Source organism: Arthrobacter mangrovi (assembly GCF_026011795.1).
In the GTDB taxonomy this organism is placed as follows: Bacteria; Actinomycetota; Actinomycetes; order Actinomycetales; family Micrococcaceae; genus Crystallibacter; species Crystallibacter mangrovi.
In genome coordinates this window covers 105,540-131,370 of the sequence record NZ_BRVS01000003.1, presented here as the reverse complement: position 1 = coordinate 131,370, position 25,831 = coordinate 105,540, and the positions used below count along the sequence as shown (strand labels likewise).

28 protein-coding genes are annotated in these 25,831 nt (G+C 68.9%); 5 read left to right on the top strand and 23 right to left on the bottom strand.

Going from position 1 to position 25,831, the window contains the following annotated elements; genetic code table 11:
* Nucleotides 1-226: 226 nt before the first annotated feature.
* The gene (locus AHIS1636_RS03915) at nucleotides 227-847 is read left to right on the top strand and encodes a class I SAM-dependent methyltransferase (RefSeq protein ID WP_264794500.1); all 621 of its coding nucleotides are present in this window, start codon (nucleotides 227-229) and stop codon (nucleotides 845-847) included.
* On the opposite strand, the gene dapF is transcribed toward AHIS1636_RS03915, so the two are convergent.
* From dapF to AHIS1636_RS03885, 6 genes are all read right to left on the bottom strand, one after another.
* Nucleotides 837-1,769, bottom strand: coding sequence for a diaminopimelate epimerase (gene dapF, locus AHIS1636_RS03910; RefSeq protein WP_264794499.1), 933 nt, complete (start codon nucleotides 1,767-1,769; stop codon nucleotides 837-839). The two genes, AHIS1636_RS03915 and dapF, sit on opposite strands and share 11 nt — an antisense overlap.
* A complete protein-coding gene (miaA, locus tag AHIS1636_RS03905; protein WP_264794498.1) occupies nucleotides 1,766-2,689 on the bottom strand; it encodes a tRNA (adenosine(37)-N6)-dimethylallyltransferase MiaA in 924 nt (307 codons plus the stop codon). The genes dapF and miaA overlap by 4 nt, the downstream gene beginning before the upstream one ends.
* Nucleotides 2,690-2,699: 10 nt before the next feature.
* A complete protein-coding gene (gene miaB, locus AHIS1636_RS03900) occupies nucleotides 2,700-4,220 on the bottom strand; it encodes a tRNA (N6-isopentenyl adenosine(37)-C2)-methylthiotransferase MiaB (protein ID WP_264794497.1) in 1,521 nt (506 codons plus the stop codon).
* A 126-nt stretch (nucleotides 4,221-4,346) separates the two neighbouring features.
* Nucleotides 4,347-4,901, bottom strand: a complete 555-nt coding sequence (locus AHIS1636_RS03895) for a regulatory protein RecX (RefSeq protein WP_309298562.1) — start codon at nucleotides 4,899-4,901, stop codon at nucleotides 4,347-4,349.
* Between the two features lie 5 nt (nucleotides 4,902-4,906).
* Nucleotides 4,907-5,965 carry a recombinase RecA gene (recA, locus tag AHIS1636_RS03890; protein ID WP_264794496.1) on the bottom strand — a complete coding sequence of 353 codons (1,059 nt, stop codon included), beginning with the start codon at nucleotides 5,963-5,965 and terminating at the stop codon, nucleotides 4,907-4,909.
* 206 nt (nucleotides 5,966-6,171) lie between these two features.
* Entirely contained in the window at nucleotides 6,172-6,393 is a 222-nt protein-coding gene (locus AHIS1636_RS03885; protein WP_264794495.1) for a DUF3046 domain-containing protein, read from the bottom strand.
* Between the two features lie 62 nt (nucleotides 6,394-6,455).
* On the opposite strand from AHIS1636_RS03885, the gene AHIS1636_RS03880 reads away from it, so the two are divergent.
* Nucleotides 6,456-6,914 (top strand): MarR family winged helix-turn-helix transcriptional regulator, encoded by a 459-nt coding sequence (locus tag AHIS1636_RS03880; protein WP_264794494.1) that lies wholly within the window; start codon nucleotides 6,456-6,458, stop codon nucleotides 6,912-6,914.
* A gap of 181 nt (nucleotides 6,915-7,095) precedes the next feature.
* Here AHIS1636_RS03880 and AHIS1636_RS03875 read toward each other — a convergent pair whose 3' ends face one another.
* The 6 genes from AHIS1636_RS03875 to dapA all read right to left on the bottom strand — a co-directional run bounded on the left by AHIS1636_RS03875 (nucleotide 7,096) and on the right by dapA (nucleotide 14,367).
* Nucleotides 7,096-7,536 carry a helix-turn-helix domain-containing protein gene (locus AHIS1636_RS03875; RefSeq protein WP_275116362.1) on the bottom strand — a complete coding sequence of 147 codons (441 nt, stop codon included), beginning with the start codon at nucleotides 7,534-7,536 and terminating at the stop codon, nucleotides 7,096-7,098.
* Between the two features lie 160 nt (nucleotides 7,537-7,696).
* A complete protein-coding gene (locus AHIS1636_RS03870) occupies nucleotides 7,697-8,191 on the bottom strand; it encodes a CinA family protein (protein ID WP_264794493.1) in 495 nt (164 codons plus the stop codon).
* A 3-nt stretch (nucleotides 8,192-8,194) separates the two neighbouring features.
* Entirely contained in the window at nucleotides 8,195-8,785 is a 591-nt protein-coding gene (gene pgsA, locus AHIS1636_RS03865) for a CDP-diacylglycerol--glycerol-3-phosphate 3-phosphatidyltransferase (protein WP_264794492.1), read from the bottom strand.
* Nucleotides 8,786-8,806: 21 nt separating this feature from the next.
* Nucleotides 8,807-11,662 carry an FtsK/SpoIIIE family DNA translocase gene (locus tag AHIS1636_RS03860; protein WP_264794491.1) on the bottom strand — a complete coding sequence of 952 codons (2,856 nt, stop codon included), beginning with the start codon at nucleotides 11,660-11,662 and terminating at the stop codon, nucleotides 8,807-8,809.
* Between the two features lie 93 nt (nucleotides 11,663-11,755).
* Complete coding sequence (locus AHIS1636_RS03855; RefSeq protein WP_264794490.1) at nucleotides 11,756-13,447, bottom strand: ribonuclease J; 1,692 nt, start codon at nucleotides 13,445-13,447, stop codon at nucleotides 11,756-11,758.
* Between the two features lie 8 nt (nucleotides 13,448-13,455).
* Nucleotides 13,456-14,367 carry a 4-hydroxy-tetrahydrodipicolinate synthase gene (gene dapA / locus AHIS1636_RS03850; RefSeq protein WP_264794489.1) on the bottom strand — a complete coding sequence of 304 codons (912 nt, stop codon included), beginning with the start codon at nucleotides 14,365-14,367 and terminating at the stop codon, nucleotides 13,456-13,458.
* 151 nt (nucleotides 14,368-14,518) lie between these two features.
* Here dapA and AHIS1636_RS03845 point away from each other — a divergent pair, with 151 nt between their 5' ends.
* On the top strand, nucleotides 14,519-15,709 hold the full coding sequence (locus AHIS1636_RS03845) for a heparan-alpha-glucosaminide N-acetyltransferase domain-containing protein (RefSeq protein ID WP_264794488.1): 1,191 nt from the start codon (nucleotides 14,519-14,521) through the stop codon (nucleotides 15,707-15,709).
* A gap of 37 nt (nucleotides 15,710-15,746) precedes the next feature.
* On the opposite strand, the gene AHIS1636_RS03840 is transcribed toward AHIS1636_RS03845, so the two are convergent.
* From AHIS1636_RS03840 to AHIS1636_RS03795, 10 genes are all read right to left on the bottom strand, one after another.
* On the bottom strand, nucleotides 15,747-16,238 hold the full coding sequence (locus AHIS1636_RS03840) for a hypothetical protein (protein WP_264794487.1): 492 nt from the start codon (nucleotides 16,236-16,238) through the stop codon (nucleotides 15,747-15,749).
* Nucleotides 16,231-16,989: a 4-hydroxy-tetrahydrodipicolinate reductase gene (gene dapB / locus AHIS1636_RS03835; protein WP_264794486.1), complete on the bottom strand. Its 759-nt coding sequence runs from the start codon at nucleotides 16,987-16,989 to the stop codon at nucleotides 16,231-16,233. Before dapB ends, AHIS1636_RS03840 begins: the two co-directional genes overlap by 8 nt.
* A gap of 16 nt (nucleotides 16,990-17,005) precedes the next feature.
* The gene (locus AHIS1636_RS03830; protein ID WP_264794485.1) at nucleotides 17,006-17,437 is read right to left on the bottom strand and encodes a molybdenum cofactor biosynthesis protein MoaE; all 432 of its coding nucleotides are present in this window, start codon (nucleotides 17,435-17,437) and stop codon (nucleotides 17,006-17,008) included.
* Nucleotides 17,437-18,015 (bottom strand): MogA/MoaB family molybdenum cofactor biosynthesis protein, encoded by a 579-nt coding sequence (locus AHIS1636_RS03825; protein ID WP_373875780.1) that lies wholly within the window; start codon nucleotides 18,013-18,015, stop codon nucleotides 17,437-17,439. Before AHIS1636_RS03825 ends, AHIS1636_RS03830 begins: the two co-directional genes overlap by 1 nt.
* Nucleotides 18,012-18,497: a cyclic pyranopterin monophosphate synthase MoaC gene (gene moaC / locus AHIS1636_RS03820; RefSeq protein WP_373875782.1), complete on the bottom strand. Its 486-nt coding sequence runs from the start codon at nucleotides 18,495-18,497 to the stop codon at nucleotides 18,012-18,014. Before moaC ends, AHIS1636_RS03825 begins: the two co-directional genes overlap by 4 nt.
* Nucleotides 18,494-19,708 carry a molybdopterin molybdotransferase MoeA gene (locus tag AHIS1636_RS03815; RefSeq protein ID WP_264794483.1) on the bottom strand — a complete coding sequence of 405 codons (1,215 nt, stop codon included), beginning with the start codon at nucleotides 19,706-19,708 and terminating at the stop codon, nucleotides 18,494-18,496. Before AHIS1636_RS03815 ends, moaC begins: the two co-directional genes overlap by 4 nt.
* Before the next feature lie 62 nt (nucleotides 19,709-19,770).
* Nucleotides 19,771-20,841 carry a sulfate/molybdate ABC transporter ATP-binding protein gene (locus tag AHIS1636_RS03810; RefSeq protein ID WP_264794482.1) on the bottom strand — a complete coding sequence of 357 codons (1,071 nt, stop codon included), beginning with the start codon at nucleotides 20,839-20,841 and terminating at the stop codon, nucleotides 19,771-19,773.
* Entirely contained in the window at nucleotides 20,838-21,695 is an 858-nt protein-coding gene (locus AHIS1636_RS03805; protein WP_264794481.1) for an ABC transporter permease, read from the bottom strand. The genes AHIS1636_RS03810 and AHIS1636_RS03805 overlap by 4 nt, the downstream gene beginning before the upstream one ends.
* Nucleotides 21,692-22,561: a molybdate ABC transporter substrate-binding protein gene (gene modA, locus AHIS1636_RS03800; RefSeq protein WP_264794480.1), complete on the bottom strand. Its 870-nt coding sequence runs from the start codon at nucleotides 22,559-22,561 to the stop codon at nucleotides 21,692-21,694. Before modA ends, AHIS1636_RS03805 begins: the two co-directional genes overlap by 4 nt.
* Nucleotides 22,558-22,977 (bottom strand): TOBE domain-containing protein, encoded by a 420-nt coding sequence (locus AHIS1636_RS03795; RefSeq protein ID WP_264794479.1) that lies wholly within the window; start codon nucleotides 22,975-22,977, stop codon nucleotides 22,558-22,560. Before AHIS1636_RS03795 ends, modA begins: the two co-directional genes overlap by 4 nt.
* 114 nt (nucleotides 22,978-23,091) lie before the next feature.
* Between AHIS1636_RS03795 and moaA the strand changes: the two genes are divergently transcribed.
* Complete coding sequence (gene moaA, locus AHIS1636_RS03790; RefSeq protein ID WP_373875779.1) at nucleotides 23,092-24,183, top strand: GTP 3',8-cyclase MoaA; 1,092 nt, start codon at nucleotides 23,092-23,094, stop codon at nucleotides 24,181-24,183.
* On the top strand, nucleotides 24,184-24,450 hold the full coding sequence (locus AHIS1636_RS03785; protein ID WP_264794478.1) for a MoaD/ThiS family protein: 267 nt from the start codon (nucleotides 24,184-24,186) through the stop codon (nucleotides 24,448-24,450).
* Between the two features lie 13 nt (nucleotides 24,451-24,463).
* On the opposite strand, the gene AHIS1636_RS03780 is transcribed toward AHIS1636_RS03785, so the two are convergent.
* Nucleotides 24,464-25,771 carry a M16 family metallopeptidase gene (locus AHIS1636_RS03780; protein ID WP_264794477.1) on the bottom strand — a complete coding sequence of 436 codons (1,308 nt, stop codon included), beginning with the start codon at nucleotides 25,769-25,771 and terminating at the stop codon, nucleotides 24,464-24,466.
* Nucleotides 25,772-25,831 lie beyond the last annotated feature (60 nt).

The following is a 25,831-nucleotide window of genomic DNA, read 5'->3' as shown; positions in this document are numbered from 1 at the left end:
GCAGTCGCAGCCAAAGGGACGCGCGGGAATGACAGGTTGGTTCTCGGTAGTGGTGCCTACCGGTCCCGGAGCCGGGCTCAACGGGAGCGGCGTCTGGTGCGGGCCGAAGCCGGCCTAGACGACCGCAGTCACTTGTTCGCCATGCCGTCCAGCATAACAGGCCATGCGTGCGGCTTAGGCAGGCCTAGATACAAATTCCGCCGAGGGCGCACTAGTCTGGCGGATTATGGCCACCGATCATTACTTCAGCCCCGAGCCAGGCAAGCCGGAAATACGTAAGCCGCTGACCGTCGAACTCGACGGTCAGGTCCGGCACCTCACGACGTCGAACGGCATCTTCAGCCCCGAGGGAATCGACAAAGGGACGGCTGTGCTGCTGGCCGAGGTCCCCGCCCCGCCGCCGACCGGCAATCTGCTGGATATCGGCTGCGGCTGGGGCCCGATCGCGCTGACCCTGGGCCTGAAGTCACCTGCTGCCGCGGTGACGGCGGTCGACGTCAATACCCGCTGCATCGCATTGACCAACGACAATGCACAAGCACTGGGGCTGGAGAACGTGCGGGCCTGCCTGCCCGAGGAGGTGGACCCTGAGCTGCGCTTCGACGCCATCTGGTCGAATCCGCCGATCCGGATCGGCAAGAGTGAGCTGCACGACCTGCTGATGCTGTGGCTCCCCCGCCTGGCGCCTGGGGGCAGCGCCTGGCTGGTGGTGCAGAAGAATCTCGGTTCGGACTCCCTGCAGCGCTGGCTCGCGGCCGAACTGCCGGCCTGGTTCCGGGTCAGCCGCGAAAGCACCGCCAAGGCCTTCCGGATCCTGCGGATCCGCCGAGCGGCTGCTACGCAATAACTCCCCGGGCCACGAGGGTGGCGGGCCCGCTCAGTTCGACATGCTCGCGCCCGTCATCGGCGACAAAGAAACGTACGTTCACGGTGCCGCCGGGAACGTTGATGCGCCAATCGTCCGGTGCACCCGCTCCGGCCCAGTAGCGGATGGCGACGGCGGCCGCGCAGGCGCCGGTTCCGCAGGACTGTGTCTCTCCTACGCCGCGTTCGTGCACGCGCATGGTGATGTGACCGGCGCCATTGTGGACCAGAGGTTCAGCCGGCACCACGAATTCGACGTTGGTTCCGTTGACCGGTTTGGGCTCGACCTCCGGCGCCTCGTACAGACCGGTGGCGGCGAGTTCGGCGAGCTCGGCCAGCGCGACCACGGTGTGCGGGTTGCCCATGCTGATGCTCAAGGCGGGCCGGGGCACCTCGAGGCCCGCGGCGTTGACGACGGAGTCCGTGGCCTTTGCGGCGGCCTGGTCCGGATAGATGAACTCCCACGGGCCCATATCCACGGCGTAGCCGTCTTCCGAGCGGGTAATGACCTTGACGCCTGCACGCGTGCCGATGGACAAGGACTTGCCCTCCGCGAGGTCGGCCAGGCCCTGGTCAAGCAGGAAATGCACGAAGACGCGCACACCGTTGCCGCACATTTCCGAGACCGATCCGTCCCCGTTGCGGTAGTCCATGAACCACTCGGCTTCGGGAACCGCTTCAAGCAGTTCCCGCCCCTCCGGAAGATGCTCGGAGCGGACTGCGCGGATGAGGCCGTCGCCGCCGATGCCCTGGTGGCGGTCGCACAGCACCGAAACGGCAGCAGAGTTGATCTGGTGTTCACCGTTGGGGTCGGCGACCAGCACGAAGTCGTTGCCGGTGCCATGCCCCTTGGAAAAGGCCAGGCCGGTCAGGGAACGCAGGACAGCAGAGGAAGATTCGGTCACTGTCCAAGCTTATCGACGAGTGCAAATGCGGCGTCCACCAGCGCCGGGTCCTTCCAGTCGAGCCATGCAATCCGGGGATCCGCCCGGAACCAGGTCTGCTGCCGGCGGGCGAACTTCCGAGTGGCCACGATGGTCTCCCCGATAGCCTCGTCGACGGTCAGCTCGGCATCGAGGACCCGGAGGAACTGCGAGTAGCCGAGCGCTTTGGACGCTGTTCGACCCTCCCGCAGGCCCTCTTGGTCGAGCCGGCGGACCTCGTCCAACAGGCCTCTGTCCACCATCCGGTGCACCCGGAGCGCCAGCCGTTCCTTGAGCTCCTCCCGATCGACCGTGAGCCCCAACTGGAGGGCCGGCTGCCAGTAGCGGCGCTCCGGCATGAAGGAACTGAAGGGCCGCTGCGTCAGCTCGTACACTTCGAGGGCGCGCACTACCCTGCGGGCGTCGCCCAGGCGGCCGGCAGACACCGGGTCGACTTTTTCCAGCCGGCTCCGCAGAGCGGCCAGTCCCCCGGCGGCCAGTTCCGATTCCAGCCCGGACCGGAGGACCGGATCGGTGCCGGGAAATTCGATGACGTCGAGGGCCGCCCGAACATAGAGGCCTGATCCACCGGCCAGGATCGCCCGCCGGCCGCGCCGGTGGATGTCGGCGATCACCTCGCGGGCCTCCTCCTGGAAGGTCGAAACGCTGGCTTCATCGCGGACGTCGAGGATGTCCAGCAGATGGTGCGGCACGCCCTGCCGCTCGACCGGCGTGATCTTGGCGGTACCGATGTCCATCCCGCGGTAGAACTGCATGGCATCCGCGTTCACGACTTCGCCGTCGATACGCTGCGCGAGTGCGACCGCCAGGTCCGACTTGCCCGATCCGGTGGGACCGACCACGGCGATGACAGGCGGCATGCGCTCCGGTTCGCTCACCATCCGGGGAGCGTCAGTTGCGCACGGGCAGTGCCGGCATGCCCAGCGAAACCGCCTTGCCGCCCGCCGTCGCGCCCTCCGCCGGCACGGCGCAGGAGTCGGCCTGCGACCGGTCCCACGCGTCCCCCGCGCGCGAACGGCGCACCGAGTAGTCTGCCGGCAACGGATCGGCGATCAGGTGGAAAGGCGCGGCCTCGGTCACCGTCACGGTGACCAGGTCCCCGGGGCGCGGCGCTGCCGCTCCGTCCGGCACCGAAAAATGGACCAGCCGCTGGTCCCTGGAACGCCCCGAGAGCCGGTGTGTCTCGCTGGCCTTGCGCCCCTGCTGGGCGGTAACCAGCACCTCGACCTGCGTGCCGACCTGCTTGGCGTTTTCCTCCGCGGAGATGCGGTCCTGCAGGGCGATCAGCCGCTCGTACCGCTCCTGCACCACGGACTTGGGCAGCTGTTCCGGCAGGTCCGCGGCCGGGGTGCCCGGCCGCTTGGAGTACTGGAACGTGAATGCCGTGGCGAACCGGGACTGTTCGACGACGTCGAGCGTTGCCTGGAAATCCTCCTCCGTCTCGCCCGGGAAGCCCACGATGATGTCGGTGGAAATGGCGGCGTGCGGAATGCGATCGCGGACCTTGTCCAGGATGCCCAGGAACTTTCCGGACCGGTAGGAGCGGCGCATATCCTTGAGGACTTTGTCCGAGCCGGACTGCAGCGGCATGTGGAGTTGGGGCATGACGTTGGGCGTTTCGGCCATCGCCTCGATGACATCGTCGGTAAAGGCCGCCGGGTGCGGGCTCGTGAAGCGGACGCGCTCAAGGCCGGCGATGTTCCCGCATGCGCGGAGCAGTTTTGCGAAGGCTCCCCGGTCGCCGAATTCCACACCGTACGAGTTCACGTTCTGGCCCAGAAGGGTCACTTCAATGGCGCCGTCGTCCACCAGGGCCTGGACCTCGGCCAGGATGTCCCCCGGTCGCCGGTCCCGCTCCTTGCCCCGAAGCGACGGGACGATGCAGAAGGTGCAGGTGTTGTTGCAGCCGACGGAGATGGATACCCAGCCCGAATACACGGCGTCGCGCTTGGTGGGCAGAGTGGAGGGAAAGACATCGAGCGACTCGAGGATCTCCAGCTGCGCTTCGTTGTTGTGGCGCGCGCGCTCAAGAAGTGCGGGCAGCGAGCCCACGTTGTGGGTGCCGAAGACGACGTCGACCCACGGTGCTTTCCGCAGGATGGTTTCGCGGTCCTTCTGCGCCAGGCAGCCGCCCACCGCAATCTGCATGCCGGGACGGCGCTCCTTCACCGGCGCCAGCTGTCCCAGGTTGCCGTACAGCTTGTTGTCGGCGTTTTCCCGCACCGCACACGTGTTGAAGACGACGACATCAGCCTGCCCGTCCGTCGCCTCGACCAAGCCGGCGTTTTCCAGAAGCCCGGCCAGGCGCTCGGAATCGTGCACGTTCATCTGGCAGCCGAAGGTGCGCACCTGATAGGTGCGCCGTTCGGCACTCGAAACAACCGGATCGGGGGCAGGGAAGGTCACGCTCACTTCTTAAGGGTAAGACCTTCCCCGCCGGCCGCCACAATCCATGGTGGCGGCACAGCGACGGCCTGCCCGCCGGCCGGGAGGACTACACTCGGCGCGCGGTCGAAAGCCATCGCTGTCCGCGGGCCCTCAGTCTTCCTGCAGGGCGTCCAGTTCCTCGGAGACGACCCTGAAGGCGACGGCGGGAGGGTAGCCCTTCCTGGCCAGCATGGATGCCAGCCGCCGCGTGTGCTTGTCCCTGACCTGCCGCTCGCCCAAGTCCCAGTCAGGCCGGATCTTCCGGCGGACAAGGTCCCGGGCGCTGTCCAGCTCGTCGTCCGGGCTGAGCTGCTCAAGTGCTTCCTCGGCCAGCTCCGGCGCGATGCCCTTGTCCGCCAGTTCGCGCTTCAGTGCCCCGCGCGCCAGGGATTTGGTCTGGAACCGGCTCCGGACCCACATCCGGGCGAACTCGGCATCGTCGATCAACTGGAGGTCCTCGAAGCGATCCAGGACAGCCACGGCAACCTCTGCCGGGACGTTCCGTTCGGCCAGTTTGTCAGCCAGTTGCCGGCGGCTCCGCGGCCCCATGGTCAATTGCCTGAGGATGATGGACCGCGCGACGTCGCCGGGGTCGGCCTCGGGGGTCAGATCTGCCGGGGAGTCGGGAGTCGGCTCCTGTCCTCCCCGGCGGCCTCGGCCCTGCACGCGGCTCAGAGGCCGTCCACGGCCTTGAGCTTCGGTTCCTTGGCCGCCCCTTCGGATCCCTCGTCCGGCTTGTCGATGCCGAGCTTCAGCCGGATGCGCCGCTCGATCTCGTCCGCCAGGTCCGGATTGTCCCTCAGGAACTTCCTGGAATTCTCCTTGCCCTGGCCCAGCTGGTCGCCGTCATACGTGAACCAGGCGCCGGACTTCTTGCAGATGCCGTGTTCGACGCCCATGTCGATCAGGCCGGATTCGCGGGAGATGCCCTGGCCGTACATGATGTCGAACTCGGCCTGCTTGAAGGGCGGAGCCATCTTGTTCTTGACGATCTTGGCGCGGGTGCGGTTGCCGATCGGGTTGGAACCTTCTTTGAGGGTCTCAATCCGGCGCACGTCGATGCGGACCGAGGCATAGAACTTCAAGGCCTTGCCGCCGGTGGTCGTTTCCGGGCTGCCGAAGAAGACACCGATCTTCTCGCGGAGCTGGTTGATGAAGATCGCCGTCGTTTTGCTTTGGCTCAGGCGGCCGGTGATCTTCCGGAGGGCCTGGCTCATCAGGCGGGCCTGGAGGCCGACGTGGCTGTCACCCATTTCGCCTTCGATCTCGGCCCGCGGCACCAGGGCAGCCACCGAGTCGATCACGATGATGTCCAGCGAGCCCGAGCCGATGAGCATGTCCATGATTTCGAGGGCCTGCTCGCCGGTGTCCGGCTGGGACACCAGCAAGGCATCCGTGTCCACGCCCAGCTTCTTGGCGTACTCGGGATCCAGCGCGTGCTCGGCGTCAATGAAGGCAGCGATGCCACCGTTGCGCTGGGCGTTTGCGACAGCGTGCAGCGCCACGGTGGTCTTACCCGACGACTCAGGACCGTAGATCTCGACAACGCGGCCCCGCGGCAGGCCTCCGATGCCGAGCGCGACGTCAAGGGCGATGGAGCTGGTGGAAATCGTTTCGATCGGGGCACGTGTCTCGTCGCCGAGACGCATCACGGAGCCCTTGCCGAACTGCTTGTCGATCTGCGCGAGTGCTGCTTCCAAAGCCTTCTCGCGGTCCGGTGCTGCGGCCATTATTCACCTCGGTTTCTTCTGGCCCTGAGGGCCGTGTTCTTCGCTCGCTTCGACCGTATCGCCCCGCTCCGACAGAATGGCCAGCCGCCGTGCGGCTGTGGACAATTCCTCGATGCGGCGCCGGTTCCCGGCGCTGTGTAGGAGCATAGCCGCCCCGGGATCCAGATTCGAACATATCTGCGAATATTGTCGGGCGTGTCTGCTTTTCAGCGCGATGGCTTGATGTCGCGGCCCAGGCGCCGCGCGGGTGGAACTTCCTGCATCTCGCAGACGGCTAGCCAGACGGTTTTCGGCGGGACGCCGGCCGAGAGGGCCTCGGCGGCGGTACGGCCACCGAGCATAGTGAGGACCAGGTCCGAGGCCAGGACCCTCGAATAGCCGGAGCCGAATTCCTCGTCCATGAGCCGCCAGAAATCACTAAGTCGCACGCTGATATCTTCTCACGGCCGCCGTCCGGCCGCAGTCGCCGGCGGCTCACTACAATAGCGTCATGACCGGACAGGATTCCGCGCGGCAGGATGAGGACTTCGAGAGCGCCATCGACTCGCTCGAGCAGCAGCTGAGCATGCTCTGGCGCCGCGCACGCGCCAACTCCCACCGCGTGGCGCGCGAAGTGCATCCCGACATGGAACCGGCCGCCTACGGACTGCTGACAGTGCTCCAGCGCGAGCAGTCGATGCGCTTGACCGACCTGGCAGCCAGCATCGGCGTCGGCAAGCCCTCGGTCAGCCGCCAGGTGGCCATGCTGGAGCAGCTCGGCCTGGTCAGCAAGGAAACCGATCCCTCGGACGGCCGCGCCCAGTCCATTTCGCTGACGGAACTGGGCCTGCAGAAACTGAAATCGGCACAGGCAGCCAGGAGGTCCGCCTTCGTCTCCCGGCTCGAGGATTGGTCCGTCAAGGACCTCAATTCCCTGGCCGGGCTCCTGGACCGGCTGAACCGCTCCTAGTCCGGCCGGACCGAAACAGCGCCGGTGCCGAGCGCGGGCCCGCCGCGGCGGAGCCGGTAGCCCGGGGCGGCAGGCCCAAGCACGGGCACAGGCATGTGAAGAGCTAAAGGATCCCGGTGCCGGAGCGCGGAAAAGCCGGGCATAAGGTGCCCGGCTTTTCCCGGCCTACGGCCGGATGGCCTCAGGAGCGTGCCGAGGCGAGCCCCCTGCTGAGGTCTTCAGGCAGCTCGTCCGGAATCTCGGCAACGAATTCACGCGAAAGCTCCTGCGGGACGGTGTCCGGAATGACAACGCCTTCAGCCTCCGCAACCCGGTCACTGACCTCGCGCAGCATCAGGGACAGCGGTACGTCCAGAGCCGAGCAGATGGAGGACAGCAGCTCCGAGGAGGCCTCCTTCTGGCCGCGCTCAACTTCACTCAGGTATCCAAGGGAAACACGAGCGCTGTGTGAAACTTCACGCAGGGTGCGGCCCTGACGCTGGCGTACGTCACGCAGGACGTCGCCGATTTCGTGGCGTAGCACTACCATCTTGCGCTCCTTCTTTTCCCGTTGCGTCTCGTCGGACAGACCCACATCACGCCAACGGACAACCCCGTTCACGGATACGGGTTGCTTGACCATTTGTATCGCCTTACTCCCTCTGTGTACGCGGGTTCTACCGCGTTTTCTAAAGCTTATGGCAACAACCTTGGAAGTTGCTGCCACCTTGGATAACTATCTGGAACATTAATTTGTTCCCCGGCCTCCTCGCCCGGAGCCGGTGCGCACCATCGAACCGGTGTTAGTCCGCCGAGGCGGCGGCCGATTCGACGGCCTCCAGCAGCGCGGACAGGGCGGCATCCGTTGCCTGCTCCCGGATTTCTGCCCGGCCACCTGCAAAGGAGAAGGCCTCGGCGCGGGATCCCGCGGCGGTGGCGACGCCGACGAAGACCGTGCCTACGGGTTTGCCGCCGTGCGGTTCGGGCCCGGCGGCACCGGTCGTGGCCACAGCGATATCCGCCTCCAGGCGGCGGCGCACTCCCTCGGCCATCTCGCGCGCCACCTGCGGATCGACGGCCCCGTTGCGCTCCAGTAGCGAGGCGTCCACACCGAGCAGGCCGGACTTCACGCGGTTCTGGTAGGAGACCACTGCTCCTTGGAGGGCACCGGAAGCACCGGGGACGGCCGCCAGCGCTGCCGACACCATGCCCGCCGTGAGCGATTCAGCCGACGAGATGGTCAGGCCCTTCGCCACCGCCGCCAGGATGACCTGCTCGGCAAGGTTGTGCCGGTCCACGACTCAGTTCCTCCGTCCGGCCGCACGCAGGCGCAGGGCCTTGATCACATAGTCGGCACCGGTAACGACCGTGACCGCGACCGCGACGAGCATCACGATATTGGCGACGACGACGGCCCAGTCCCCCAGCCACGTCCCCAGGGGCAGCAGGTAAAGGAAAATCGCCAGTGTCTGGAGCACAGTCTTGAGCTTTCCCCCGCGCGAGGCCGGCATGACGCCGTACCTGATGACGACGAAACGCAGCAGGGTGATGCCGATTTCGCGGACGAGGATCACCACCGTGATCCACCACGGAAGCTCGCCCAGGACGGAGAGCAGGATCAGCGCCGAGCCGATCAGCAGTTTGTCCGCGATCGGATCGGCAATCTTGCCGAAGTTGGTGATCAGCCCGCGGCTCCGGGCCAGGTCCCCGTCGAGCTTGTCCGTGTAGATGGCGACCGCGAAAACGAGGACGGCGAGCCAGCGCAGGAGGCCGTCATTGCCGTTATCAGCCAGCATGAACCAGATGAAGAACGGCACCAGCACGATCCGGATGGTGGTGAGGACGTTGGCGATATTGAGGGTCGGTACCGGGCTGGCAGGCGAATCAGTCACGTCCCCACACTACCTAACCCGCTAACGTCCAGTGAGGCTCCAGGCGTCCTCGCCACCCGACTCGCCGTCGTCGTCGTAATAGTCCACCGCCTGCGGGCGGGCATCCAGGTCCTCGGCCACGAGGTCCCGGGGACCGTCAAAGCCGTGGTTGGCGTTGGCGTTGTCCGCCAGGGCGGCGGTGCGCGGATCGGCCGCCGCCGAGGCGGCCGGGTCCGCCGGGGGCGGCCCGTCGCCCCGGATGGCGGCCAGCGTGGCGGCCAGGTCATCCGGCTGGACCAGCACGTCGCGCGCCTTCGAGCCCTCGGAGGGGCCCACCACTCCCCTGGACTCCAGCAGGTCCATCAGCCGGCCCGCCTTGGCGAAGCCGACGCGCAGCTTGCGCTGGAGCATGGAGGTCGAGCCGAACTGCGTCGTGACCACGAGCTCCGTGGCCTGGAGCAGCACGTCGAGGTCGTCCCCGATGTCGTCATCGATCTGCTTCTTCGGCGCCTCGACGGCGACGTCCTCGCGGTAGTCGGCCTTCAGCTGGCTCTTGACGTGCTCCACGACTTCGTGGATCTCGGACTCCGAGACCCACGCGCCCTGGACACGCATCGGCTTGGAGGCGCCCATCGGCAGGAAGAGCGCGTCGCCCTGCCCGATCAGCTTCTCGGCGCCGGGCTGGTCCAGCACGACGCGCGAGTCGGTGACGGACGACGTGGCGAACGCCATGCGGGACGGAACGTTGGCCTTGATCAGGCCCGTGACCACGTCCACCGAGGGGCGCTGGGTCGCCAGTACCAGGTGGATGCCGGCGGCGCGAGCCAGCTGGGTGATGCGCACGATCGAGTCTTCGACGTCCCGCGGGGCGACCATCATCAGGTCCGCGAGCTCGTCCACGATCACCAGCAGGTACGGATAGGGCTTGATGACGCGCTGCGAGCCCTCCGGCGGGACCACCTTGCCGTTCCGCACGGCTTTGTTGAAGTCGTCGATGTGCTTGTAGCCGAAGTTCGCCAGGTCGTCGTAGCGGGTGTCCATCTCGCGGACCACCCATTGCAGGGCTTCGGCCGCCTTCTTCGGGCTCGTGATGATCGGCGTGATCAGGTGCGGGACGCCTTCATAGGCGGTGAGTTCCACGCGTTTGGGGTCCACCATCACCATGCGCACCTCGTCCGGCGTCGCACGCATCAGGATCGAAGTGATCATCGAGTTCACGAACGAGGACTTACCGGCACCGGTGGCACCGGCGACCAGCATGTGCGGCATCTTGGCCAGGTTGGCCACAACAAAGCCGCCCTCGACGTCCTTGCCGACGCCCATGACCATCGGGTGCTCCGTCTTGCGCGCGTTGTTCGAGCGCAGCACGTCTCCGAGCGAGACGGTCTCCCGGTCCGTGTTCGGGATCTCGATGCCGATCGCCGACTTGCCCGGGATGGGGCTGAGGATGCGCACGTCCGAGCTGGCGACGGCGTAGGAGATGTTCTTGGAGAGCGCGGTGACGCGCTCGACCTTGGTTCCCGGGGAAAGCTCGATCTCGTAGCGGGTGACCGTCGGGCCTCGGGAGAAGCCGGTCACCTTCGCGTCCACCTTGAACTGGTCCAGGGTTTCGGTCAGGGCATTGACGACGGCGTCGTTCGCCTCGGACCGTTCCTTCGACGGCGGTCCGGGCGGAAGGAAGTCCGACGGCGGCAGCGTGTAGGTCACGTCGCCCGAGAGCTGCAGCTGCTCCGTGCGCTGCGGAATCGGGGTCGTGGGAGGCTGCGGCTGCACCGGGTTGGCAGGCACCGGCGGCACGGCGGGCGCCGCCTGCGGCAGTACCGGAAGGGCTTCGGTGGCGCCCTCCGGCAGCAGGCCTTGCTCCCGCTTGAGCTGTTCTGCCGCCAGTTCGGACTGCGTGGGGCGCCGGACTCCGGGCGGCACCTTGGGTGTCGCCGGGACGGTCGGCACCGGGCCGGTCTCCGGCCCGTCATCGATTACCGGCGTTTCGAACGCTTCGTCCCCGTAGAAGCCCCCGTCGTCGTAATCCCCCTTCTCTTCGGCCTCGGCCGGCTTCCCGCGCGCGAACACGCGTTTGCGCTGCTTCTTCTGCTTGGGCCGCCCGGGCTCCTCGCCGTACAGGTAGCTCTGGTCATGCTCGTCCCCGCGCTGGGGCCGGTCCGCCGGCTCCTGTCCCATCAGCTTCTCGTAGACGGCGCGCAGCCGGGCCGGGATATGCCGGAAGGGGGTCGCCGTGACGATCAGGAGGCTAACGAAGGCCAGCAGCGAGTAGACGGCGACGGGAAGGATCCAGGTGATGGTCGCCAGCGGCGAGGAGATGAGGAAACCCACCATCCCCCCGGCGGCCCACAGCGCGTCCAGGCCGTCCGAGAGTGCGGGCCGGCCGCCGATGACGTGGGCAAGGCCGGTGCCCGACAGCGTCATCAGGGTCAGCCCGATGGCGATGCGGTTGTTGCCGGCGACATCCTCCGGGCTGCGCATCAGCCGGACCGAGAAGACCAGGAGGAACATCGGCAGCAGCAGGGCCATCCAGCCGAAGGTGCCCCCGAAGACAGCATGGACTACGTCGGCGAAACCGCCCTTGAGCGCCCACCATTCGACGGCGGCGATCAAGACCGCCAGCAGCAGCATGAAGAAGCCCGTGCCGTCGCGGCGGAGTTCCTTGTCGGGAAGCACGTTCGGGCCGAGCTTACGCACGCCGGCAGCCACGAGATGGGCTACGCCCATCCACGCGCCCCGGACCATCCGCAGCGGCAGCGGCAGCGGGTCCTCGGCCGGCAGCTCGATTGCCTTGGTCTTGGCGGTGGAACGCCCGGACGATGAGCGCGCAGTACTGCCCGAGGTCTTGCCGCGCGACTGCTGGGTGCCTTTTTTGGCAGGGGAAGTTCGAGTCGCCATACCGGCAAGACTACCTGCCGAGGCCGTCCGGCGTCGGGATTGACCTACCGGTCAGGGCATGGGTGTCAGCCGGATCACGCCCCGCCGCAGCGCTCAGGCTTCCAGCACCACCGGGACGATCATCGGCCGGCGCCGGTGCCGCTTGTTGACCCAGCTGCCGATGACCCGCCGGACCACCTGCTGCAGCTGGTACGTGGTGTGGTCCTTGCTGCTGACAACGGCTTCCTCGAGCGAGGCAATGATCTGCGGCTTGATGTTGTCGAAGACCGAGTCGTCCTCGGCGAACCCGCGGGCGTGGATTTCCGGACCGGACACGATCTTTCCGGTGCTCCGGTTGACCACGCAGATCACCGAGATGAATCCCTCTTCGCCCAGGATCCGCCGGTCTTTGAGGTCCGCGTCGGTGATCTCGCCGACGCTGGAGCCGTCCACGTAGACGAAGCCGCACTCGATCTGGCCGACGATCCTTGCCCTGCCGTCCGCAAGGTCCACGACCGTGCCGTCGTCCCCGAGCAGCACGTTCTCCGCCGGGATTCCGGTGGCCCGGGCCAGCTTGCCGTTGGCGATCAGGTGCCGGGTCTCGCCGTGGACCGGCATGGCGTTGCGCGGCTTCAGGATGTTGTAGCAGTACAGCAGCTCGCCGGCGGCCGCGTGGCCGGAGACGTGGACCTTGGCATTGCCCTTGTGGATGACGTCCGCCCCGAGCTTGAGCAGCCCGTTGATCACCCGGAACACGGCGTTCTCGTTGCCGGGGATCAGCGATGAGGCGAGGATGACCGTGTCCCCCGCGCCGACCTGGATCCGGTGGTCCCCGTTGGCCATCCGGGACAGCGCCGCCATGGGTTCCCCCTGCGAGCCCGTGGACATCAGGACCACCCGGTCGTCCGGCAGTTCCTCGACGTTCTTCAGGTCCACGATCGTGCCGGCGGGAACGTTCAGGTAGCCCAGCTTCTCCGCGATCGCCATGTTCCGGACCATCGACCGGCCCACGAAGGCGACATGCCGGTTGTGGGCGGCCGCGGCGTCGAGCACTTGCTGCACGCGGTGGATGTGCGAGGAGAAGGAAGCAACGATGATGCGCTTCTCGACCTGGCCGAAGAGCCTCTCCAGGACCGGCCCGATCTCCTTCTCCGCGGTGGTGAAGCCCGGGACGTCGGCGTTGGTGGAGTCCGCCATGAACAGGTCGACGCCCTCTTCGCCCAGCCGGGCGAACGCGCGCAGGTCCGTGATGCGGCCGTCGAGCGGCAGCTGGTCCATCTTGAAGTCGCCGGTGTGCAGCACGTTGCCGGCCGCTGTCCGGATGAACACGGCCAGCGCGTCCGGAATCGAGTGGTTGACCGCAACGAATTCGCACCCGAACGGGCCGAACTGCTCGACCTGGCCTTCGGTAACCGTGATCGTGTACGGCCTGATCCGGTGCTCGGCGAGCTTCGCCTCGACCAGCGCCAGCGTCAGCTGCGAGCCGATCAGCGGCAGGTCCTCGCGCAGCCGCAGCAGGTAGGGCACGGCGCCGATGTGGTCCTCGTGGCCATGCGTCAGCACCACTCCGACGATGTCATCGAGCCGGTCCTCGATGTAGGAGAAGTCCGGCAGGATGAGGTCGACGCCGGGCTGGTATTCCTCGGGGAACAGGACCCCGCAATCCACAATCAGCAGCTTCGAATCGATTTCGAACACGGCCATGTTCCGGCCGATCTCTCCGAGGCCCCCCAGCGGGACGATCCGCAGGGTGCCGTCGGCGAGCTCCGGCGGGGTGCGCAGCTGTGAAATTGTGGATTCGCTCATGCTGTTGGTCAGGCCTCCAGGTTCCAGCCGGCCTCTTCGAGGTCTGCGCGGATCGGTGCGATCTCGGCATCGGTCGGCTCCACCAGGGGCAGGCGGACCACCGAGTTGGACAGTACGGACTGCCACTTGAGGATCAGTTTGGCCGCGACGGCGCCCTGGATGTGGGACATCACCGCGCGCTGCACGGGGTCCAGTTCGAAGTGCAGGCGGCGTGCGGTGGCGAGGTCGCCGGCCAGCATGGCGTCGACGAGCGCCCGGTACTTGGCGGTGGCCACGTGCGCGGTCACGGACACGACGCCGACGGCACCGGCCGCCATCAGCGGCAGGGTTAGTCCGTCGTCGCCGGAGTAGACGTCCAGGTCAGTGTTGGCCAGCACCCGGGTGGTCTCCTGGTAGTCCGCCTTGGCGTCCTTCAGGGCCACGATCCGCGGGTGCTCCGCGAGCCGGTAGAGGGTCTCGGTTGCGATCGCGATCCCGGCCCGGCCCGGAATGTCGTAGACCATGACGGGAAGGTCCGTGGCGTCCGCGACGGCTTCGACGTGGGCGCGCACGCCGGCCTGGCTCGGCTTGTTGTAGTACGGCGCGGTGACCAGCAGCCCGTCCACGCCCAGGTCCGCCGCCTGCTTGGAGAGCCGCACGGAGTGCCGTGTGTCGTTGGTGGTGGAGCCGGCGATGACCTTCGCGCGGCCGCCGACGGCCTCCTGGACCGTCTTGAACATGCCCAGGTTCTCTTCGTCCGTCAGGGTGGAGGTCTCCCCCGTGGTGCCGGTGACGACCAGGCCGTCGCAGCCGTCGTCGACAAGCTTTTCCGCGAGTTCCCCGGCCTTGCGGTAGTCCACCTCACCGTCCTCGGTGAAGGGGGTAACCATGGCGGTCACAAGGGTTCCGAAAGTGTATTCGCGGGCAGTGGACTCAGACATACAGGAAACGTTACCGTGCCGGCCTGCGTTTCCAGCAACGGCGGCCGGGAGTTTCGCGTCACGACGACGCGGATCATGCGCCTGCCGGCAGCCGTCGACGAGGTGCCTCCGCCGGAGCAGCCCGGCGGGACTGCTGTGAGATTATCGGACCATGGCATCCACACAGACCGGCCGCCGCCTCGCCGGCATCGACGCGGCGCGCGGCTTGGCGCTGCTGGGCATGATGGCCACCCACATCTACCCCCTCTGGACGCAGGGGGCGGATCCGCAGCCGAACTTCACCGGGCTGGTGCTCTCCGGCCGTTCGTCCGCGTTGTTCGCGGTGCTGGCCGGCGTAGGGCTCGCCCTGCTCTCCGGCGGCAGCAAACCGCACCACGGGCGCGCCCTGCTCGCCGACCGCGGGGGCATCGCGGTGCGGGCCGCGCTGATCGCCGCCGTCGGCCTGATGCTCGGCACGCTGGAGGTCAACATCGCCGTCATCCTGGTGCACTACGCCGTGCTCTTCTTGTGCGCCCTGCCGTTCCTGCAGCTGAGGCTGCCGGTACTGGCCGCATGGGCCGCGGGCTGGCTGGTGCTCTCCCCTGTCGCCGCCTACCTGGTGCGCGGCGGACTTGGGGCTGCGCTGGAGCCTTCAAGCCTGGGGCACAATCCGAATGTGCTGGACCTCTTCACGCCAGTGACGTTCCTGGCCGACATCTTCGTCACCGGGTTCTATCCGGTGCTGCAGTGGCTCGGCTACATCCTGGTCGGACTCGTCATCGGCCGGCTCGAGATCCGCAGGACGGTAGTGCAGTTGTGGCTGCTGGCCGGCGGGCTGGCGGCCGCCGCCCTGGGCAAGGCCGGTTCCGCCTTCGTGATGGGGCAGCTCGGCGGCTTCGCGGGGCTGGCATCCACGGAAGCAGCGGAGCGGCCGGACTTCGGGCTGATCTACCAGGTCAACCTCGGCTGGGTCGACATGGACGACTCCTGGTGGTGGCTCGGGGTGGCGGGGCCGCACTCGGGCACCACCTTCGACCTGCTGCATACCTCCGGCACGGCGGCGGCGGTCCTGGCCGTCTGCCTGCTGCTGACCAGCCGCAGGCCGAGGCTGCTGCTGCCGCTCTCGGGCGCGGGGGCGATGACGCTCTCGCTGTACGCCGCGCACGTGTGGGTCATGAGCATCGTGCCGGACGGAGCCGCAGCCCCGTCCGACCACGTGCTCTACTGGGGCCAGGTCATCGTCGCGCTGTCGGTCGGCATGGCATTCAGTGTCTTGTCCCTCCGGGGGCCCCTGGAGCTGGTAACGTCCTCCGCCTCGCGCCTGACCCGGAATTCCCTGCGCGGCAACCGCCAGCTCCGCTAGGCCTTTCGGCCGGATTCTCCTGCGGCCGAGGGCCGGATCAGCCCTGCCGGCTGAGCGAGATCGCGTGCCGCATCGATTCGCGGGCGCGCTTGCGGTCCCGGGCGGCATCGTAGGCGCAGGAAAGCCGGAACCAGCTGCGCCAGTCTTCCGGCGCAGCCTCCGCCTCCGCCTTGTACTTCTCGAACTCTGCGTCCGCCGCTTCCTGCACGATCCGCCCGCCCGGGGTGCGCGGCAGGTTGTCCGGCGGCAGCCCTCCTTCGGCCTCCAGCACCTTCGCCAGCCGGGACATCCTGGCCCCGAAGAGCACTTCCCGGATCAGTGCCCAGGCGCCGACGAGCGGGAGGATCAGCAGGGCGGCGCCGATCGCCTTGGCGATGAGCTGCGGGTCCTGCAGAAGCAGCCACGCCCGGTGCACGGTCAGCGACATGTAGGCCAGCAGCAGCAGGATGATGACGGAGACCCAGATCTTCTCCCCGTGCCGCGCATACCAGGAGACGGTGTGCTCCGTTCCGCCTGCCGGCTCAGTCATTGAGGTCAAGGTAGCCGTCCAGCCCGTAGGTCAGGCCCGGATGAGCCGCCACCTGGCGGACACCGAGCAGGACCCCCGGCATGAAGGAGGCGCGGTCGAAGGAATCGTGCCGGATGGTCAACTGCTCGCCCGGCCCGCCCAGCAGCACTTCCTGGTGCGCGACCAGGCCGCGGAGCCGGACGCTGTGCACCTTGACGCCGTCGACATCCGCACCCCGGGCCCCTTCCAGCGACTTGGTGGTGGCGTCCGGGCTGGCCGGCACGCCGGCCTGCGCGCGGGCTGCCGACACCAGCTGCGCGGTCCGGACGGCCGTGCCCGACGGCGCGTCCACCTTGTCCGGATGGTGCAGTTCGATGATCTCGACCGACTCGAAGTAGCGGGAGGCCTTCGCCGCGAACGCCGAGGCCAGCACGGAACCGAGGGCGAAATTCGGTGCAATCAGCACGCCGGTCTGCGGGGTCTCCTCCAGCAGCGCGGCCAAGGACCGGCGCTTGGCCTCGTCCCACCCGGTGGTGCCGACGACGGCGTGCATGCCGTGCTCGACGGCAAAACGCACGTTCTCCTCGGTGCTGTCCGGCGTGGTGAGGTCGACGACGATATCCGCTCGCGCCTCCACCAGGGCCTGCAGGCTGTCCGAACGGCCCAGGGCCGCCACGAGCTTCATGTCTTCCGCGGCGTCAACGGCTTTGACCGCCTCCGCGCCCATCCGTCCGCCGGCGCCCAGCACGGCCACCGCCCATTGTTCAGTCATGGTTTCCAGCCTATCGTTACTGGCCGATGCCCACCCATTCGGTGCTGCCGTCGGCGAAGCGCTGTTCCTTCCAGACCGGCACCCGTTCCTTCACGGTGTCCACCAGCTCGGCCGCGGCCGCGAAAGCCGCCGCACGGTGGGCCGACGCGACGGCGGCCACCAGCGCCGCATCCCCGATCTCCAGCGCCCCGGTGCGGTGTGCCACCCAGATGCGCACGCCGTCGTACTTCTGCGCGACCTCAGCGGCGACGTCGGCCATGACCCGCCCGGCGGACGGATGGGACGAGTACCCCAGCGCCGCCACCGCCTGGCCGCCGTCGTGGTTGCGGACCACGCCGCTGAACGTAACCACGGCTCCGCACTCGGCGGACTCCGCTGCCGCCATCGCAACGGCGACGTCGAGCGGCTCCGCGGTGACCTCCGCGTGCAGGACCTCGCTACTGACCATCAGGACCTCCGGTGTTGTTGTGCGGGGGCGGCGGGATGCCCGGCGTCGCGCTGCCCCGCAAGCTGTGTGCAAATGTGTTTTAGTATCGGTGCGAGGACCTCCAGCCCGTCCCGCACGCCGCCGGCCGATCCCGGCAGATTGACGATGAATGTCCGGCCCGAGACCCCGGCCAGCCCGCGGCTGAGCACCGCCAGCGGCGTCTTGGCCGCGCCGGCCGCGCGCAGCGCCTCGGCGACACCGGGAAGCTGCTTCTGGAGGAATCCCGCAGTCATTTCCGGGGTCAGGTCGTCCGCCGTGATCCCCGTGCCGCCGCTGGTGATGATTACGCCGGGCGCCTCCTCGAGCAAGGCGGCCAGCGCATCCCGGACCGGGGCGCCGTCAGGCACGACGCGGACCGGCAGCGGGGCGAACCCCTGTTCCTGCAGCCATTGGCTGATAACCGGTCCCGTGCGGTCAGGGTAGGAACCGGCCGCCGCGCGATTGGAGGCGATAACGACGCCGGCAGAGCGGTTCACCGGGCGGGGAGCCTTGAGGTCGGGTACTGCGGGCAGCGGCGCGGCAGCGTCTGCCGCGCTCACAGTGACCAGTCCCCGCTCTTGCCGCCGGACTTGGCCAGCACCCTGACGTCCCCGATGACGGCGTGCTTGTCTACGGCCTTGATCATGTCGTACAGGCTGAGGGCCGCGACCGAGGCGGCCGTGAGGGCCTCCATTTCGACGCCGGTCACGCCGCGGGTCCGCACGGTCGCCTCGATCCGCACGTCGCGTTCGCCGGGATGGAAATCCACGGTGACCTTGCTCAGGGGCAGCGGGTGGCAGAGCGGGATCAGCGAGGGAGTCTGCTTCGCGGCCATAATGCCGGCAACCCTGCTCACGGCGAGGGCGTCCCCCTTGGGCAGCCCGCCGGAGACGAGCAGCCCGACCACGTCCGGCCGCATGCTCAGCACGGCCTGGGCGGTCGCTTCGCGCGTGGTTTCCGGCTTGGCGCTGACGTCCACCATGTGGGCGGAGCCGTCCTCGCGGACATGGGTCAGCGCGGCAGTTGTTTCGGAGTCCTTCATAGCAGCCATATTTCCACGTTTTCGCCGGCTGCGGCCGCGGTCGTGTCCGCGGGCAGGTGCACCAGCGCGTTCGCCTGCGCCAGCGCGTGCAGCAGGTGGGAGCCCGCGCCGCCCACGAGGCTGACCGCGGCGCCGTCGTAATAGCCCCGCCGGACCTGGTGCTTGCCCTCCGGGGATTCCACGGCCTCGGCCAGCGGCACGCGCAGCGAGGGCCGGGGTGCCGGCGCGCCCAGCACTTCGCCCAGCGCCGGCCGCAGGAACATCTCGAAGGAGATGAGGGAGCTGACGGGGTTGCCCGGAAAGCCGAGGAAGGCGACCGAGTCCACGGTGCCGATGGCCTGCGGGCCGCCCGGCTGCATCGCGACGGATTCGAACCGCACGTCCTCGGCGGCCAGCGCCTGCTTGACGACTTCGAAGGCGCCCTTGCTGATCCCGCCGGATGTGACCAGCAACTGCGGGCGGTGCTGCCGCAGGTCCTCGCGCAGCCGTGCCCCGAACGCCTCCGGCGAGTCGGCGAGGATCCGGCTGCCGGCCACGTCAGCGCCGGCCTGCGCCAGTGATGCGGCCAGCAGGGTGTTGTTCGCGTCGAAGATCTGTCCGGGCGCAGGGACCGTACCGGGCGGAACCACCTCGTCTCCGGTGCTGAGCAGCAGGACGCGGGGCCGCGGCAGCACCGGAACCCGGTCCAGGCCGAGCGCGGCCAGCAGGCCCAGCTGCGGGGCATCGAGCCGGGTGCCGCGGCGCAGTGCCAGGGTTCCGGCGGCGATGTCGCTACCGGCCGGCCGGACGAACTGCCCGGCCGGGACGCGGGCCGGCAGGGTGACGGTCTGTCCCGCGCGGAACGGCCTGAAGCCGTCCGGACGGGCCTGTTCAATGGGGACGACGGCGTCCGCTCCGGGAGGCAGCATCGCCCCGGTCATGACGGGGAGGGCCGCCCCGGGCGGCAGCGGCGGGGCCGGGTGGCCCGCGGCAACGGTCTCCCCGACCGGGAATTCAGTGCCGGCGTGCGTGGCCGAGCTGGCCACGGCGTATCCGTCCATTTGCGAATTGTCGAACGGCGGCAGGCTCACGGGCGCGGTGATGTCCCGGGCGAGCGGGCGGCCGATGGCTTGCAGCAGCCCCACGGTCTCCGCGTCGCCCGCGAGGTCTGCCAGCGCTGTGCGGAGCAGCTCAGTGACCGCGTTCCGGTGCTCGGCTACCGATCTTGGCACCGCGCCTCCCTTCCCTCTGGTGCCATCCTAGGGCACCGCCTCCGCCGCCCGGGACCGGTCCGTCAGGCGGCGCTGCGTGCCGGGTAGACGGCCACCTCGCTGGCCTTGACTGCGAAAAAGACCCGGCGCCCGGGATGAAGGTCCAGCTCCGCCGCCGCGGCGGGGGTGACCTCGGCGGCCAGCCGGCCGGCGCGGACCACCAGATGTCCGGCAGCGGGTTCCAGCTCGTCGACGACAGCTGCGACGACGTTCCGCGGGCTGCCGTGGGGACGTTCGGTGAAGACGCTGACGGCCGCCGGGCTGAAAGCCGCGACGGCTGGCTCGCCATCGAGCAGTTCGGGTGCCCGGTTGCCGAAGACCGTGGTTCCGGCCGGGATCGGGGGTTGCTGCGCCGCCGCACCGAGTCCGCCGACAGCGGCGCGGCCGCTGATGAGGTTCAGGCCGGCCAGCCCCGCGGCGAAACCGCTGCGCGGCCTGGCGAGCAGCTGCCGCGGTGTCCCTTCCTCCGCCACTCGGCCGGCTTCCAGCACCACGATCCGGTCTGCCAGGTGCAGCGCGTCCAGGATGTCGTGCGTAACAATGAGGGCACGCCGGCCGTCCAGCACGCGCCGCAGCATCCGCCGGATCACCGGCGCCACGGCGACGTCGAGGGCGGCCAGCGGTTCGTCCAGGAGCAGCAGCGACGGTTCGGCGGCCAGGGCGCGGGCGATGGCCACCCGCTGTGCCTGCCCGCCGGACAGCGCGGACGGCCGGCGCTCCGCCAGTTCGGCGGCCTCGGCCTCCGCCAGCCAGCGTCGGGCGTGGTCCCTGGCTTCCCGCCGGGATGCGCCGCTGCTGCGCGGCCCGAAGGCCACGTTCTCCAGCACGGTGAGCTGCGGAAACAGCAGCGCCTCCTGCGAGAGCAGGGCCACCGAGCGCCGGTGCGGCGGCACCCAGTGGCCGGGACCGAACAACCTGCGCCCCTGCAGCACGGCCTCGCCGCGGTCCGCACGCAGCAGGCCGGCAGCCAGCCCCAGCACGCTGGACTTGCCGGCGCCGTTGGCTCCCATCAGCGCCACCGTTTCGCCGTCCCCGATCCGCAGTCCCACGTCCAGGCCGCGGTCCGCCAGGCCGGCGTCCATCGTGAAGGTCATGCCCGGCCGTCCCGGCCTCGGGTACCACGGCCGTAGGTCAGGGCCACGATCACGACGGCGGTCGCCATCAGCAGCATGGACAAAGCCATGGCCGCCTCCGGGTCCGTCTCGTGCTGCAGGTAGATCTCCAGCGGCAGCGTCCGGGTCACCCCGGCGAGGCTGCCGGCGAAGGTCAGGGTGGCTCCGAACTCGCCCAGCGCCCGGGCAAAGCAGAGGATCGTCCCGGACAACAGCGACGGCAGCAGCAGGGGCACGGTCACGCGCCGCAGGACGATGCCCGGCGCGGCGCCCAGGGTGGCGGCCACGCCCTCGAACCTGGTACCCGCCGTGCGCAGCGCCGCCTCGACGCTGAGCACCAGGAAGGGCATCGCCACGAACGTCTGCGCCAGCACCACCGCCGTGGTCGAGAACGCGATCTGGACTCCCAGGACTTCGAAGGCCTCACCCAGCAGGCCGCGGCGCCCGAACGTGTAGAGCAGCGCCATACCGCCCACGACGGGCGGCAGGACCAGCGGCACCAGCACAAGTGCCCGCAGCAGCTTCAGGCCGCGGAACCGGGCACGGGCCAGCACCAGGGCCATCGGCGTGCCCAGCAGGACGCAAATCAGGGTGCTCACGGCCGCCGTGCGCAGGCTTAGGCCCAGGGCGGCCAGCGCGCCGCTGCTGGTGACCAGCGCCGGGAAGTCGGCCCAGTTGGTGCGCAGCGCCACCGCGAGCAGCGGCAGCACGATCAACAGCGCGCCCGCAGCGGCGCAGGCGAAGACCCAGCCGGGCAGGCCGAGGGCTATGGACCGGCGGCCGCCCGCACGCCTCAATCGGGCCGGGCGTTGTTCCTCGGCGAGTTCGCGGGTCATGGCTTCCCGAACCCGGCCCGCGCCAGCACCTCGCGGCCCTCCCTGCCTGCGACGTACTGCACGAAGTCCTCGGCCAGCGCCGAGCGGTCCGACCCCCCGCCACCCTTCGTCGCAGCGATCGGGTAAATCACCGCCGCCCGGTCCGCATGGTCGACCGGGATCGACTCGACCTCTCGGCCCGCGCGTACGGCGTCGGTGCGGTACACGAGGCCGGCATCTGCCTCGCCGGCACGTACCTTCGCCAGCACCGCCGTCACGGAACTCTCCTCGCTGACCGGCCGGATGGTGACCGAGTTGGCCGCGGCCAGCCGCCGCGCGGCAGCCCCGCACGGGACCTGCTCGGCGCACATGACTACGGCAACGCCGTCGTTGCCAAGATCCGGGAGTCCCCCGATACCAGCCGGGTTGCCCGCCGGCACCACCAGTGCCGGGACATTCGACGCGAAGTCCCGGGGGCCGCCGTAGAGCTCCCCCGCGTCCTGCACACGCTGCATCGTCGCCGTGTCCGCCGCCGCGAAGACGTCGGCGGGAGCCCCTTCGAGGATCTGCGTCGCCAGCTCGGAAGAGCCCGCGAAATTCAACCGGACGGAGGTGCCAGGTTCGGCCGCCTCGAAGGAACGGGCAAGTTCGGTGAACGGCTCGGCAAGCGACGCGGCGGCGTAGACCGTCAGCACTGTGCCGCCGGATGTCCCGGCGGGGGGCTGGTCCGGGGTGTCCGCGCAGCCGGACAGCAGCAGCGGGCCCGCGGCCGCGGCCGCCAGCACCGCCGTACGGAGGGAGCGGCGGGGCCGCCGGCCATCGGGCCGCCCCGGTCCGCCAACCCGCACCAAGCCGCCGCTCCGCCGCCGCAGGTTCCGCGCCCTCACGCCCGCTGCCTCTGCCCCGGGGCGGACGGCGTCTGCACAATCACGTTCGTCGCTTTGATGACGGCGGTGGCAACCGACCCGGGTTCCAGTCCGAGCTCCCGCACCGCCTCCGTGCTCATCAGCGACACCACGCGGTGGGGGCCGCACTGCAGCTCCACCTGCGCCATGACCTTGTCCATGACAACCGAGGTGACCAGCCCGACGAACCGGTTGCGCGCCGAGCTCCCCGCCGCGGCCGTGTCCGCAGGAAGCCCTGCCTGCTTCTTCGCCAGGGCCGCCAGCTCCGTTCCCTCGACCACGGTCCGCCCGGAGGCATCGCGCGCCCCCGACAGGGTTCCCCCGTCGATCCAGCGCCGAACCGTGTCATCGCTGACGCCCAGAAAACGCGCGGCGTCGGAAACTCGTATTTGCGTCACAGAAGCCATCCTAGAGCCGCAGATGCGTCAGCAACAGAGGCGCCGGATCCGCCGCCAACACGAGCACCGCCGTCGTCCCCTGCAACGGCGCCGCAGCTGACGTACCCTCGATACATGAGCGTTGAGTTGGGCATGCCCCGGGTCCCAGGGAGGTCCCCTGAACCGCGCCCGCCGGGTACCGGTCCGGGCCTTGTCGACAGGTTCGGGCGCCGCGCAACAGACCTGCGGATCTCGCTGACCGACAAGTGCAACCTGCGCTGCACGTACTGTATGCCTGCGGAGGGTCTCGACTGGCTGCCGAAGGAGCAGGTGCTCGCCGACAGCGAGATCGTCCGGCTGGTGCGGATCGGCGTCGAACACCTCGGCGTCCGCGAACTGCGCCTCACCGGCGGCGAACCCCTGGTCCGCGCGGGCCTGGCAGACATCATCGGGGCAGTCCGCGCCAACCATCCGGACCTGCCGGTCTCGCTGACCACCAACGGCCTCGGCCTGGACAAAAAAGCGCGCGGGCTCAAGGCCGCCGGGCTAACCCGCATCAACGTATCCATGGACTCGCTGCACCCCGAAACCTTCGCCCGACTGACCCGCCGTCCCTTCCTGGACCGCGTGCTCAACGGCATCGACGCCGCCCGCGACGCCGGGCTCGGGCCGATCAAGATCAACGCCGTCCTGATGCGCGGCATCAACGACCAGGAGGCCCCGGGCCTGCTGGACTGGGCCGTCACGCGCGGCTACGAACTGCGCTTCATCGAACAGATGCCCCTGGACGCGGACCACGGCTGGACCCGGCAGGACATGATCACCGCGGCCGAGATCCGCGGGCTCCTCGAGCGTGCCTTCATCCTGGGCCCCGACCCCCGGCAGCGCGACGGCGCACCGGCGGAACGCTGGGAAGTACGACGGCGGAACTCGCCGGAGGAGGTCATCGGCACGGTGGGTATCATCGCCTCGGTGACGGAGCCGTTCTGCGCGGACTGCAGGCGCACCAGGATCACCGCCGAGGGCAAGGTCCGGTCCTGCCTCTTCTCGCACGAGGAAACAGACCTGCGGGACCTGCTCCGCAGCGGCGCAGGAGACGAAGCGGTCGCCGAGCGCTGGCGCGCGGCCATGTGGGCCAAACCGCGGGCGCACGGCATGGACCATACGGGCCTGGACAGCGCCGACTACGTCCAGCCCGACCGCAGCATGAGCGCGATAGGCGGCTAAATGATCATCAGGTATTTCGGCGCCGCGCAGGCGGCAGCCGGCACCGGCGAGGAGACCCTCGACCTGCCGAACGGCAGCACCCTCGGAGAGCTCCTGCGGCTGCTGGCTGAGCGCCATGCCGCCCCGGCCAGCTCCGGCGCGCCGGAGCTGGCCGCGGTCATCAACCGCAGCAGCTTCCTGGTCAATGAACTGGCCGCCCGCGACCGGGCGATGAAGCTCATTGACGCCGATACGATCGACATCCTCCCGCCCTTCGCCGGCGGGTAAGGATAACGGGACCTCAGAGCCCGAAGTCCGCCGGACTGTCGAACGGCCCGACCACGGTGATGGTGCGGGGAGCGGCGGCCAGCTCGGCCGCCAGCGCCTGCACCTCGGCCGCGGTGACGGACTGGATGCGGGCCAGCGTCTCGTCGGCGTCGAGGAACTCGCCGGTCACGAGTTCTGCCCGGCCAAGCCGGGACATCCGGGAACCGCTGTCCTCGAGCGCCAGGACGATGCCGCCCGAGAGCTGTCCGACGGCCTTGCGCAGTTCCTCGTCGGTGATGCCCGTGGCGGCGAGCTTGTCCAGCTCGGCACCTAGCAGCCCGATGACCTGCTTGGTCTTGGACGGCGAGCAGCCCGCGTACATCCCGAAGTACCCGGCGTCCGCATAGGCGCCGGCGAAGGAGTAGGTGGCGTAGACGAGTCCCCGCTTCTCGCGGATCTCCTGGAACAGCCGGGAAGACATGCCGCCGCCGAGCACTGCGTTGAGCACGCTCATGGCGAACCGCCGTGGGTCCGTCGCGACGATGGACTGGCAGCCCATCACGATGTTGACCTGCTCGACTGGGCGCCGGTGGACGTGGATGCCGGAGATGGAGTCGATCGGGGCCGGTTCCGTGGGGCGCCGCTCGACCGGTTGCGCAGTTGGGTCCAGGACCCAGCCCGCACGCTCCAGGGCCTGCAGGACCAGCGCGCACACCTCGTCATGATCCAGCCCGCCGGCAGCCGTGACCACCAGTTCGTCGGGACGGTAATACCGCTCGTAGTGCTCCCAGACCGCCTGCCGCGGCACGGCCATGATCGCTTCGGGGCTTCCGCCGATCGGCCGGCCAAGCTCGTGGCCAGCCAGCACGGCCTCCACGAACTTCTCGTGGCAGACGTCTGAGGGATCGTCATTGTCCATGGCGATCTCCTCGAGGATGACGTGCCGCTCCTGCTCGAGCTCGTCCTTGTCGAGGACCGCCGACGTCACCATGTCCGCGATGACGTCGATGGCCATGGGCAGGTCCGTGTCCAGCACCCGCGCGTAGTAGCAGGTGTTTTCCTTCGCGGTGGCCGCGTTGGATTCGCCGCCGACCTCGTCGAAGGCCGAGGCGATGTCCAGCGCAGTGCGGTTCCGGGTGCCCTTGAACAGCAGATGCTCGAGGAAGTGGGTCGACCCGAAGTGGCCCTCGGCCTCGTCCCTGGAGCCGACGCCGACCCAGAACCCGAGGGTTGCCGAACGCATTCCGGGCATGGCTTCGGTCAGGACCCGGACACCGCCGGGCAGCACGGAACGGCGGACGATGGCGTTGTCCTGGCTGCTTTGCCGGATTTCCAGGGGCATAGCGGAACTCCCCGCCGCCGAGCCTTGCTCTGCAGCGGGGAGTTCCCGGTCAAATGCTTC

Bases quoted from the DNA above. Each gene is read 5' to 3' on its own strand.
- AHIS1636_RS03855 (WP_264794490.1), bottom strand. From the start codon at position 13,447: ATGAGCGAATCCACAATTTCACAGCTGCGCACCCCGCCGGAGCTCGCC.
- AHIS1636_RS03880 (WP_264794494.1), top strand. From the start codon at position 6,456: ATGACCGGACAGGATTCCGCGCGGCAGGATGAGGACTTCGAGAGCGCC.
- miaA (WP_264794498.1), bottom strand. From the start codon at position 2,689: ATGGTGAGCGAACCGGAGCGCATGCCGCCTGTCATCGCCGTGGTCGGT.
- AHIS1636_RS03860 (WP_264794491.1), bottom strand. From the start codon at position 11,662: ATGGCGACTCGAACTTCCCCTGCCAAAAAAGGCACCCAGCAGTCGCGC.
- AHIS1636_RS03840 (WP_264794487.1), bottom strand. From the start codon at position 16,238: ATGACTGAGCCGGCAGGCGGAACGGAGCACACCGTCTCCTGGTATGCG.
- AHIS1636_RS03780 (WP_264794477.1), bottom strand. From the start codon at position 25,771: ATGCCCCTGGAAATCCGGCAAAGCAGCCAGGACAACGCCATCGTCCGC.
- AHIS1636_RS03805 (WP_264794481.1), bottom strand. From the start codon at position 21,695: ATGACCCGCGAACTCGCCGAGGAACAACGCCCGGCCCGATTGAGGCGT.
- dapB (WP_264794486.1), bottom strand. From the start codon at position 16,989: ATGACTGAACAATGGGCGGTGGCCGTGCTGGGCGCCGGCGGACGGATG.
- AHIS1636_RS03810 (WP_264794482.1), bottom strand. From the start codon at position 20,841: ATGACCTTCACGATGGACGCCGGCCTGGCGGACCGCGGCCTGGACGTG.
- moaC (WP_373875782.1), bottom strand. From the start codon at position 18,497: ATGAAGGACTCCGAAACAACTGCCGCGCTGACCCATGTCCGCGAGGAC.
- AHIS1636_RS03915 (WP_264794500.1), top strand. From the start codon at position 227: ATGGCCACCGATCATTACTTCAGCCCCGAGCCAGGCAAGCCGGAAATA.
- AHIS1636_RS03845 (WP_264794488.1), top strand. From the start codon at position 14,519: ATGGCATCCACACAGACCGGCCGCCGCCTCGCCGGCATCGACGCGGCG.
- dapA (WP_264794489.1), bottom strand. From the start codon at position 14,367: ATGTCTGAGTCCACTGCCCGCGAATACACTTTCGGAACCCTTGTGACC.
- moaA (WP_373875779.1), top strand. From the start codon at position 23,092: ATGAGCGTTGAGTTGGGCATGCCCCGGGTCCCAGGGAGGTCCCCTGAA.
- recA (WP_264794496.1), bottom strand. From the start codon at position 5,965: ATGGCCGCAGCACCGGACCGCGAGAAGGCTTTGGAAGCAGCACTCGCG.
- AHIS1636_RS03875 (WP_275116362.1), bottom strand. From the start codon at position 7,536: ATGGTCAAGCAACCCGTATCCGTGAACGGGGTTGTCCGTTGGCGTGAT.
- AHIS1636_RS03830 (WP_264794485.1), bottom strand. From the start codon at position 17,437: ATGGTCAGTAGCGAGGTCCTGCACGCGGAGGTCACCGCGGAGCCGCTC.
- AHIS1636_RS03785 (WP_264794478.1), top strand. From the start codon at position 24,184: ATGATCATCAGGTATTTCGGCGCCGCGCAGGCGGCAGCCGGCACCGGC.